Below are 9,750 nucleotides of genomic sequence, written 5' to 3' on the forward strand. Positions count from 1 at the left end.
CCGCATTGCCGACGAAATTGGTGAGCGCGCGGCACTCAGACATGAAGCGGTCGACGCCGAGGATCAGCGCCATGCCGGCGACCGGCACCGAAGGCACCACCGAGAGCGTGGCGGCCAAGGTGATGAAGCCGGCGCCGGTGATGCCGGCCGCACCTTTGGAGCTCAGCATGGCGACTAGCAGGAGCAGGATCTGGTCGCCGAAGGTGAGCGGCGTGTCGGTTGCCTGGGCGATGAACAGCGCAGCCAGCGTCATGTAGATGTTGGTGCCGTCGAGATTGAAGGAATAGCCGGTCGGGATGACCAGGCCGACCACCGAGCGGTTGCAGCCGGCGCGCTCCATCTTGGCCATCAGGCCGGGAAGCGCCGCCTCGGACGACGAGGTGCCGAGCACAAGCAGCAGCTCTTCCTTGATGTAGCGGATCAGCGCCAGGATGGAGAAGCCGTTGTACCATGCGACGGCGCCGAGAACGACCAGCACGAAGAGCAGCGACGTCAGGTAGAAGGTGCCGATCAGGAAGGCGAGGTTGGCGATCGTGCCGATGCCGTATTTGCCGACGGTGAAGGCCATGGCGCCGAAAGCGCCGATGGGGGCTGCCTTCATCAAGATGGCGACGAGGCGGAAGATCGGCGAGGTCAGCGCCTGCAGGAAATCGACCACGGGGCGGCCGCGTTCGCCGACCAGCGCCAGCGCGATGCCGAACAGCACCGAGAAGAACAGCACCTGCAGAATGTCGCCCTGCGCGAAGGCTCCGGTGATGGTGTCGGGGATGATGTTCATCAGGAAGCCGACGATGGTCGTGTCATGCGCCTTCTCGGTGAAGGTCGAGACCTTCGAAGCATCGAGTGTCGCGGGATTGATGTGCATGCCGGCGCCGGGCTGGATGACGTTCGATACAACCAGGCCGACGATCAACGCCAATGTCGAGAAGACAAGAAAATAGATCATCGCCTTGCCGGCGACGCGGCCGACCTTGTGCAGGTCGGAGACGCCTGCGATGCCGGTCGCCACGGTGAGGAAGATCACCGGCGCGATGACCATCTTGACCAGCTTGATGAAGGCATCGCCGAGCGGTTTCAGCGAAGCGCCCAGATCGGGGTAAAAATGGCCAAGCAGGATGCCGGCGGCGATCGCCACCAGGACCTGCACATAAAGATGCCGGTAAAAGGGAACCTTGCCGCGCGGTTCGGCGGCAGCGATTGCTGTCTGCATGGTATCCTCCGTTCGGCCCCCGATCGAGAACGCTCGACCTCCCAGGGGGCTGTTAACCTTCACAGCCTCGCGGCTGCTGCGGACCTACCTGCAACGCGCGTGCCAGATGGCGCCCGGAGTTTCGCTTCGTTGATTTTGCTGAATTTTTCGAGCTCGCGAGGTGCCTTTTCCGCGGCATCAGTGTGGTTATCCGCATAGGTACAATTGCGCCTTGTGCGAAAGCATGCACAAATACGCCATGCTGCAACGCCCTGCCGCTGCTCTCGCTTCGACGCCCGAACTGCTTGCCGGGCGGGCGCGGCGCGCCTGGCTGCTGTTCACGGCGGTGGCGCTGGCGATCATCGCGGCAGCGCTCTACGGCGCCGGCCTCTATGGCCGCTCGACGGAGATCGAGGCATTAGCCACGCAAGGACGCACGGACGCCAATCTCAAGGTCGCGCTGCTGCGCGCGGTGCTGGAAAATCCGCGCGCGCTGCCGCTGCTCCTGTCGGAGGACCAGCAGGTCAATGACGCGTTGACCCAGCGAAGCCCTGCCGCGATCGACGTGCTCAACCGCAAGCTGGAAGGGCTGGTTTCCGGCACCAAGGCCTCGGTGCTCTACGTCACCGGCACGGACGGTCTGGCGATCGCCTCCAGCAATTGGCGCGAACCGGTGAGTTTCGTCGGCAGCGACTACAGTTTCCGCGCCTATTTCTCAGGCGCGATGCAGACCGGCACCGCCGAATATTTCGCGCTCGGCAATGTCAGCAAACGTCCCGGGCTCTACATCTCGCGGCGCGTCGACGGCGCCTCGGGGCCTCTCGGCGTCGTCGTGGTCAAGATGGAGTTCGACCAGCTCGAAGCCGACTGGCACGAAGCGAACCGGCCGGCCTTTGTCAGCGACGCGCATGGCGTGGTGCTGATCACGAGCGTCCCCTCCTGGCGCTTCCTGACGACGGAGCCGCTTAGCCGGCCGGTGCTCGCCGAGATCCGCGCCAGCCAGCAATTCGGCGACGTGCCGCTGGTGCCTTTGCCGATCACGAGACCGGAGGCGCTGAGCTCCGATGTCGCGCTGGTCCATGCCATCACGCCTGGAGGCAGCGATGCGGAATATCTGCGGCTCTCGACCGCTGTGCCGTCGACACCGTGGCAGCTCGACTATCTTGTTCCAGCCGAAGCGCCGATCGCCGCCGCGCAGCGCGAAATGCGGCTCCTGGCGCTGGGCGTCCTTGTGCCGCTCATCGCCTTGGCCGCCTATCTGCTTTGGCGCCGGCAGTCCGCCCAGATGCGGATCGCCGCCGAACAGGCCGCGCGCGCCGAGCTGGAGCGGCGCGTCGTCGAGCGCACGCAGGATCTCAGCCTGGCGCGCGACCGGCTGCAGGCCGAGATCGCCGACCATCGCAGCACCGAGGTGAGGCTGCAGGTCATGCAGCAGGAGCTGGTGCAGGCCAACCGGCTTGCCACGCTTGGCCAGGTCGCGGCCGGCGTCGCGCATGAGATCAACCAGCCGGTGGCGACGATCCGCGCCTATGCCGACAATGCGCGCGTGTTCCTCGAGCGCAAGCAAAGCGCCTCAGCCGAGGAGAATCTTGGCGCCATCGCCGCGCTGACCGAGCGCATCGGAGCCATCACGGAGGAGCTGAAAGCCTTTGCCCGCAAGGGCCGCACCGCCGCCGAGCCCGTCGAATTGCGCAGCGTGATCGAGGGCGCAGTCGTGCTGCTCAGGAGCCGCTTCGCCGGCCGGCTGGATGCTCTGGCGATCACGCTGCCGCCGACGGCGCTAAAAGTAATGGGCAATCGGCTGCGGCTGGAACAGGTGTTGATCAATCTGTTCCAGAACGCGCTGGAGGCGCTCGATGGCCGTGATGGCGCAAGGGTCGAAGTCTCCGCCGCCGAAACCGGCGAAGACGTGGCGCTGGTCGTTTCCGACAACGGACCTGGTATCCCACCCGCGATCCTGAAATCACTGTTCACGCCCTTCAACACCTCGAAGGAGAAAGGCCTTGGGCTCGGCCTGGTCATCTCCAAGGACATCGTCGCCGACTATGGCGGGCGCATCGAGGTTTCGAGCAGCGACCAGGGCACACGCTTCACCATCCATCTGTCGAAAGCCGGCGCAGCATGACGAAGCACAACCCAGCAACGGTGATCCTGATCGACGACGACAGCGACCTGCTCAAGGCGACAAGGCAGACGCTGGAGCTTGCCGGCTTTGCTGTGTCGGCCTATTCGGTGGCGAGCGAAGCGCTGGCGACGCTCGACAGGAATTTCGCCGGCGTGGTTGTCTCGGACATCCGCATGCCGGAGATCGACGGGCTGCAGCTTTTCGGCCGCGTCTTGCATCTCGACCCAGATATTCCCGTGATCCTGGTCACGGGGCACGGCGACATCGCCATGGCCGTCAAGGCGATCAAGGACGGCGCCTACGACTTCATCACCAAGCCTTTCGCCACTGAGCGGCTGGCGCAGAGCGTTGCCCGCGCCGCCGAAAAACGCCGGCTGGTGATGGAGAACCGCGCCTTGCGCGAAGCGGCCGAGCAGGCGCAGGAGGGCTTGCCGCTGATCGGACAGACGCCGGCGATGGAGCGGCTGCGCCGTACGCTCAGGCAGATCGCCGACACCGATGTCGACGTGCTGGTGACCGGCGAGACCGGCTCCGGCAAGGAGGTGGTGGCGAACCTGCTGCATCGCTGGAGCCGCCGTGCCAATGGCAATTTCGTCGCGCTCAATTGCGGCACGCTGCCGGAGACGGTCATCGAAAGCGAGCTGTTCGGACACGAGGCCGGCGCCTTCACCGGCGCGCAGAAGAAGCGCGTCGGCCGTATCGAGCATTCGAGCGGCGGCACGCTCTTCCTCGACGAGATCGAAAGCATGCCGGCCGCGACGCAGGTGCAGATGCTGCGCGTGCTCGAAATGCGCGAGGTGACGCCGCTCGGCACCAACGAAGTCAGGCCGGTCGACCTGCGCGTCGTCGCCGCCGCCAAGGTCGACCTCGGCAATGCCAGCCAGCGCGGCGCTTTCCGCGAGGACCTCTATTACCGGCTCAATGTGGTGACGCTCTCCATTCCGCCGCTGCGCGAACGGCGGGACGACGTGCCGCTGCTGTTCGGCTATTTCGCCGAGCGGGCCGCCGCACGGTTCCGGCGAGCCGTGCCGGCGACCTCGGCGGCGGTCCAGCGCCATCTCAGGGAGCACGACTGGCCGGGCAATGTACGCGAACTCGCCCATTTCGCCGAACGCTTGGTGCTCGGGCTTGAGGATGTCGCCGAAACGCCTTCCCCTGCGGCAATGGAGAGCGACGCCGCGATGCCGTTGCCCGAACGGCTCGATCGCTACGAGGCCGACATCATCCGCGAGACACTTGGTCGCAATGAAGGCGACGTCCGCCGCACCATCGAGGCGCTCGGTATTCCGCGCAAGACCTTCTATGACAAGTTGCAGCGGCACGGCATCGTGCGCAGCGATTTTTCCAGATAGATCAAGCTCGTGGAACCCGATCCAATCTCCGGCCGTTGAGCTTGTCCGGCAAACCGTGGCACGTTGGCACCAGCCGGCCAGTGAACGCATCGGCGCGATGGCGTTGCCGGGTTGCGCTTGGCAGGCGTTGATGGTTTGTTGCCGCCCAGCGGAGAACGAATGATGCGCGAATCCCTCGGTCAAGACGAATACGGCTCGGCCAACCCTTTCGATCCGGACGACCTGCCCAATCTCAACGCGATGGGGCCGGTGATGGGCGGCGGCAATGATTTCGAGAAATACGCGGTCGCCGTCATCATCGTCTTCGGCGCGCTGATCATCGGCGGCCTGATGGCCGCCTCCATGTCCTTCGGCCACCGCAACGGCTTCCTGTTCGCGCTCGGCGGCGCCACGGCGGCCTGGATTTCCGGCAATGCGCTGCTGCTCGACCGCCCGCGCATCTACGCGCTGTTTGTGGCCATTGCCGCCGTCATGCTGATCGCCTCGACCATCACGTTGGTGACCTGATCAATTAATCTCCCAGCGCCTCGCCGGCAGCCGCGCGACTGTCCATGGCGCCGTTGTAGCGGGCGCCGCCGCCCTTCTCGATCTCCGCCAGGCTCTTGCCGCCGACAAGGATGCCGGCGGCCCGGACCCAGGTCTCGTCGCTGAGGTCGAGATGATAGCCCATGCCGGCAAGCAGCCGCTCCGTGTCCGGCGAAAGCCCAAAAGGTTCGACATAGACCGTGTCCGGCAGCCATTGATGGTGAATGCGCGGCGCGTCGATGGCTTCCTGGATGTCCATACCGTGGTCGATGACGTTGACGATCACCTCCAGGGTGATGGTAATGATGCGCGAGCCGCCCGGGCTGCCGATGACCATGAACGGCTTGCCATCCTTCGTTACGATCGTCGGGCTCATCGAGGATAAAGGCGTCTTCTTCGGCTGAATGGCGTTGACCTCGCCCTGGACCAGCCCGTAGAGGTTGGGCACTCCGGGCTTCTGGGTGAAGTCGTCCATCTCGTTGTTGAGCAGGATGCCGGTGCCTTCGGCGACGACGCCGGCGCCGAAGGAGCCGTTCAGCGTGTAGGTGACCGCGGCCGCGTTGCCGTCCTTGTCGATGATCGAATAGTGGGTCGTCTCCTTCGACTCGCCAAGACCCTTCGGCATCAAGTCCTTCGAGACGCCGGCGCGGAAGGGATCGATCTTGTCCCGGATGTCCATTGCGTAGCCCTTGTCAAGCAGTTTCGAGACCGGATTTTCGACGAAATCCGGGTCACCCAGCGCCGAATTGCGATCGACATAGGCATGGCGCATCGCCTCGACCATGACATGGACCGTCTCGGCGGAAGCCGAGCCGAGATAGGAGAGCGGATAGCCCTCCAGGATGTTCAGAATCTCGCAGATGATGACGCCGCCCGAGCTTGGCGGTGGCGAGGAGATGATCTCGTAGCGGCGGTAGGAACAGGTCACCGGCTTCAATTCGCGCACCGCATATTGCTCGAAATCGCCCTTGGCGAGGATGCCGCCCCTGGCGCCGCTCGCCTTGACGATGGCGTCGGCGATGGCGCCCTTTTAGAAGGCGTCCGCCCCCTTTTGCGAGATCGCCGACAGCGAGGCGGCGAGGTCCGGCTGAACGAGCTTCTCGCCGATGCCATAAGGCTTGCCGTCTTTTTCAGGAAGATCGCGGCCGCCGCCGGGTCCTTCGCCAGCCGGTCGGCGCTGTCGGCGAACCAAGCCGCGTCGCCCTGGTTGAGGACAAAACCAGCCCTGGCGTAGGCAATCGCCAGCGCCATCAGATCCTGCCTTGAGAGCGTGCCATATTTCTCGCGCGCCATCTCGAAGCCGGCCACCGAGCCCGGCACGCCGACGGCAAGATAGCCATCGAGGCTGGCGCCCTTGATCGGCTTGCCGTCCTTGTCGAGATACATGGTTCTCGCGGCGGCGAGCGGCGCGCGCTCGCGGAAATCGATGAAGGTGGTGCGGCCGTCCTTCAGCCGGATGGTCATGAACCCTTCGCCGCCGATATTGCCGGCTTCGGGAAAGACGACGGCCAGCGCGTAGCCGACCGCGACAGCGGCATCGACGGCGTTGCCGCCCTTCTTCAGCACGTCGACGCCGACTTCGGTCGCCAGATGCTGCTCCGTGACCACCATGCCGTGCTCACCCTTGGCCGGAACGGGCGACCGGCGAAGGCGGCAACGGCCGGAATGAAGGCAGAGGCAAGCGAAAGGCTGACGGCGATCAGCGACCGGCGGGTCAAGGGCATGGCGGTGCTCCTGGCGTCGAAATGCCTAGGAAAAACCGTCGGAGCGAATTAGTCCAATAACAATTGAAGTAGCGCGAGAGACCCCCTCACCCGGATTGCCAAGTCGAATTGCAAGGGCAATTCGGGCAATCCGACCTCTCCCCAAGGGGAGAGGAGCTTGCGCCGATCTCTTCTCCCCTCGGGGAGAAGGTGGCCGCGAAGCGGCCGAATGAGGGGGAGTGGCGCAGCCTATCAGACGATGCCGCCGCCGCCGCTGGCGACAGCCGGCCGCTCCGCCGCGACCTTCGCGCGATAACCCGCTTCGCGATAGGCCGCGACCGGATCGATGGCGCCGCCGGTCCGCAGGCGCGCCATGGCGAGGATCGGCTCCACATCGGTGCGGTAGGCGCTTTTAAGCGTCTGCGTCGCCATCAGCGCGTCGTTCTCCTCCTGGAAACCTTCGAGCGCCTTGCGGTCGACCAGCAGCGCCTGCGCGTAGGCGCGCTGCACCTCGACCGCCGACAGCATAAGGCTCTCGATCGGATCGGTGACGTTGTGGCTCTGGTCGAGCATATGGGCGGGATTGAAACCCTTGGCGCCGGAGAGCTCCGCATCGACCAGTTCGTTGAAGACGAGGAACAGCCGGTAGGGATCGATCGAGCCGGCATCGAGGTCGTCGTCGCCATATTTGGAATCGTTGAAGTGGAAACCGCCCAGCTTGCCGAACTGGATCAACCGCGACACGATCATCTCGATGTTGACGTTGGGCGCGTGGTGGCCGAGGTCGACAAGGCAGAAGGCCTTGGCGCCGAGCTCTTGCGCGATAATGTAGTTGGTGCCCCAGTCCTGCACGACCGTCGAATAGAAGGCCGGCTCATACATTTTGTGCTCGGTGAACAGCCGCCAGTCGTCCGGTAGGCCGGCATAGATCTCCCGCATCGCGTCCAGATAGCGCTCGAAGGTCTTTGCGAAATTGACCTGGCCGGGGAAGTTCGAGCCGTCGCCGATCCACACCGTCAGCGCCTTGGAGCCCAGCGTCTTGCCGATCTCGATGCATTCGAGATTGTGCTCGACCGCCTGCCGGCGCGTGCCGGCATCGGCATGCGAGAGCGAGCCGAACTTGTAGGATAGCTTCTGATCCTTGGCGTCGGAGAAAGTGTTGGAGTTCATGGCGTCGAAGCCGAGGCCGAAGCGCGAGGCCGCCTGCTTCAGCCGGTTCGGATCAGCCTTGTCCCAGGGGATGTGCAGCGAGACGGTCGGCGTTGCCTGCGTCAGCTGGGCAATGACGGCGCAGTCCTCGATCTTGTCGAAGATGTCGCGCGGCTCGCCGGGACCGGGGAAACGCGCGAAACGCGTGCCGCCGGTGCCGACGCCCCAGGACGGGATCGCCACGCCGAATTTCTCGACCTTGTCGCGGATGGCGTCGATGGCGATGCCGCGGCGGTCGAGGCGTTCGCCGAGCGAGGCGTAGTCGCGCTCGAGGTCGGGTTGGCGCGCGGTGTTGTGGCTGGCGACTATGTCGGCGCGGATAATTGTTTCGGACATGCAATTCCTCCCAAGAATGCGTTCGGCTGGCGCCGCCCCTCATCCGCCCTTCGGGCTTTCGTCCTTCGAAAAGCCAAGCAATTGGCTTTTCGACCGCTACGCGGCCACTCCTCAACTGCCCGTATAGAGACGGGGAGAAGGAAAGGGCGCCTAGCGCGTAAAGCTTTGCGCGTTGCCGGCGTCGACATTGACGATGTTGCCGGTCGATTTGGCCGACATGTCGGAGGCGAAGAAATAGATCGCCTCGGCAATGTCTTCCGGGAACACCGAGCGCTTCAGCATCGAACGCGAGCGGTAATGCTCCTCGAGGTCGTCGGTCGACATCTTGTAAGCCGCGGCGCGCTGTTCCTTCCACTCGCCGGTCCAGATTTTCGAGCCGCGCAGCACGGCGTCCGGATTGACGACGTTGACCCTGATCTGCGCTTCGGCCCCCTCCAGCGCGAGGCAGCGGGCAAGATGGATCTCCGCGGCCTTGGCGGTGCAATAGGCCGACGCATTCGGCGAGGCGGCGAGCCCGTTCTTGGAGGCGACGAAGACGACGTTGCCGCCGATCTTCTGGGCGCGGAACAGACGGAAAGCCTCGCGCGAAACCAGGAAATAGCCGGTGGACAGGATGTCCATATTCTTGTTCCACAAGGCCAGTGTCGTCTCCTCGATCGGCGCCGAGGAGGCCAGGCCGGCATTGGAAACCAGGATGTCGATGCCGCCGAATTCGACCGCCGTTTCGGCGAAGCCGGAAAGCACTTGCTCCTCGGAGGTGACGTCGATCCGCACCGGACGGACGAAGTCCCTTCCGAAGGTTTTCGAGAGCTCGTCATTGGCACTGGCCAAAGCGGCCTCGTCTATATCGGCAAGCACGACGCAGGCGCCTTCGCGCAGCAGCCGGTTGGCGGTGGCGCGGCCGATGCCCCCGGCGCCGCCGGTGACCAGCGCGATCTGGCCGGCCAGCGCCTTCGGCTTCGGCAGGCGCTGGAGCTTGGCTTCCTCGAGTTGCCAATATTCGATGTCGAAAGCCTCCTGCGCCGGCAGGCCGACATAGGACGAGACTGTCGAGGCGCTGCGCATGACGTTGATGGCGTTGACATAGAACTCGCCGGAGATGCGCGCCGTCGCCTTGTCGCCGGCGAAGGTGAACATGCCGACACCGGGCATCAGATAGACCACCGCATTGGGGTCGCGGATGGCGGGCGAGTCCGCATGCTTGCAGGCGTCGTAATAGGCCTGGTAGCCGACGCGGTATTCGGCAATGTCGTCGGCAAGCCGTGCGATGACGGCGTCGATATCTGGCTTCGCCGGATCGAACTCGATGAC

The 9,750-nt window shown here is 64.6% G+C and carries 6 protein-coding genes and 1 pseudogene; 3 read left to right on the top strand and 4 right to left on the bottom strand.

Annotated elements, in window-relative coordinates:
* Nucleotides 1-1,210 (bottom strand): dicarboxylate/amino acid:cation symporter (locus EOA27_RS09710; RefSeq protein WP_145970305.1); only part of this gene is annotated, 1,210 nt, incomplete at its 3' end.
* A gap of 238 nt (nucleotides 1,211-1,448) precedes the next feature.
* On the opposite strand from EOA27_RS09710, the gene EOA27_RS09715 reads away from it, so the two are divergent.
* From EOA27_RS09715 to EOA27_RS09725, 3 genes are all read left to right on the top strand, one after another.
* Nucleotides 1,449-3,314 carry a sensor histidine kinase gene (locus tag EOA27_RS09715; protein ID WP_126079315.1) on the top strand — a complete coding sequence of 622 codons (1,866 nt, stop codon included), beginning with the start codon at nucleotides 1,449-1,451 and terminating at the stop codon, nucleotides 3,312-3,314.
* A complete protein-coding gene (locus EOA27_RS09720) occupies nucleotides 3,311-4,666 on the top strand; it encodes a sigma-54 dependent transcriptional regulator (protein WP_126079316.1) in 1,356 nt (451 codons plus the stop codon). Before EOA27_RS09715 ends, EOA27_RS09720 begins: the two co-directional genes overlap by 4 nt.
* A gap of 159 nt (nucleotides 4,667-4,825) precedes the next feature.
* Entirely contained in the window at nucleotides 4,826-5,173 is a 348-nt protein-coding gene (locus tag EOA27_RS09725) for a hypothetical protein (protein WP_042637278.1), read from the top strand.
* Nucleotides 5,174-5,177: 4 nt separating this feature from the next.
* Here EOA27_RS09725 and ggt read toward each other — a convergent pair.
* The 3 genes and pseudogenes from ggt to EOA27_RS09740 all read right to left on the bottom strand — a co-directional run.
* A pseudogene (gene ggt, locus EOA27_RS09730) lies at nucleotides 5,178-6,915 on the bottom strand (gamma-glutamyltransferase).
* A gap of 231 nt (nucleotides 6,916-7,146) precedes the next feature.
* Complete coding sequence (gene rhaI, locus EOA27_RS09735) at nucleotides 7,147-8,439, bottom strand: L-rhamnose catabolism isomerase (protein WP_126079317.1); 1,293 nt, start codon at nucleotides 8,437-8,439, stop codon at nucleotides 7,147-7,149.
* A 150-nt stretch (nucleotides 8,440-8,589) separates the two neighbouring features.
* A partial coding sequence (locus tag EOA27_RS09740; protein WP_127256045.1) for a bifunctional rhamnulose-1-phosphate aldolase/short-chain dehydrogenase occupies nucleotides 8,590-9,750 on the bottom strand: 1,161 nt, incomplete at its 5' end.

Source organism: Mesorhizobium sp. M2A.F.Ca.ET.037.01.1.1, assembly GCF_003998075.1.
In the GTDB taxonomy this organism is placed as follows: Bacteria; Pseudomonadota; Alphaproteobacteria; order Rhizobiales; family Rhizobiaceae; genus Mesorhizobium.

What these genes read in the sequence shown, in the direction of transcription:
- EOA27_RS09715 (WP_126079315.1), top strand. Translation starts at nt 1,449, where the DNA reads ATGCTGCAACGCCCTGCCGCTGCTCTCGCTTCGACGCCCGAACTGCTT.
- rhaI (WP_126079317.1), bottom strand. Translation starts at nt 8,439, where the DNA reads ATGTCCGAAACAATTATCCGCGCCGACATAGTCGCCAGCCACAACACC.
- EOA27_RS09725 (WP_042637278.1), top strand. Translation starts at nt 4,826, where the DNA reads ATGATGCGCGAATCCCTCGGTCAAGACGAATACGGCTCGGCCAACCCT.
- EOA27_RS09720 (WP_126079316.1), top strand. Translation starts at nt 3,311, where the DNA reads ATGACGAAGCACAACCCAGCAACGGTGATCCTGATCGACGACGACAGC.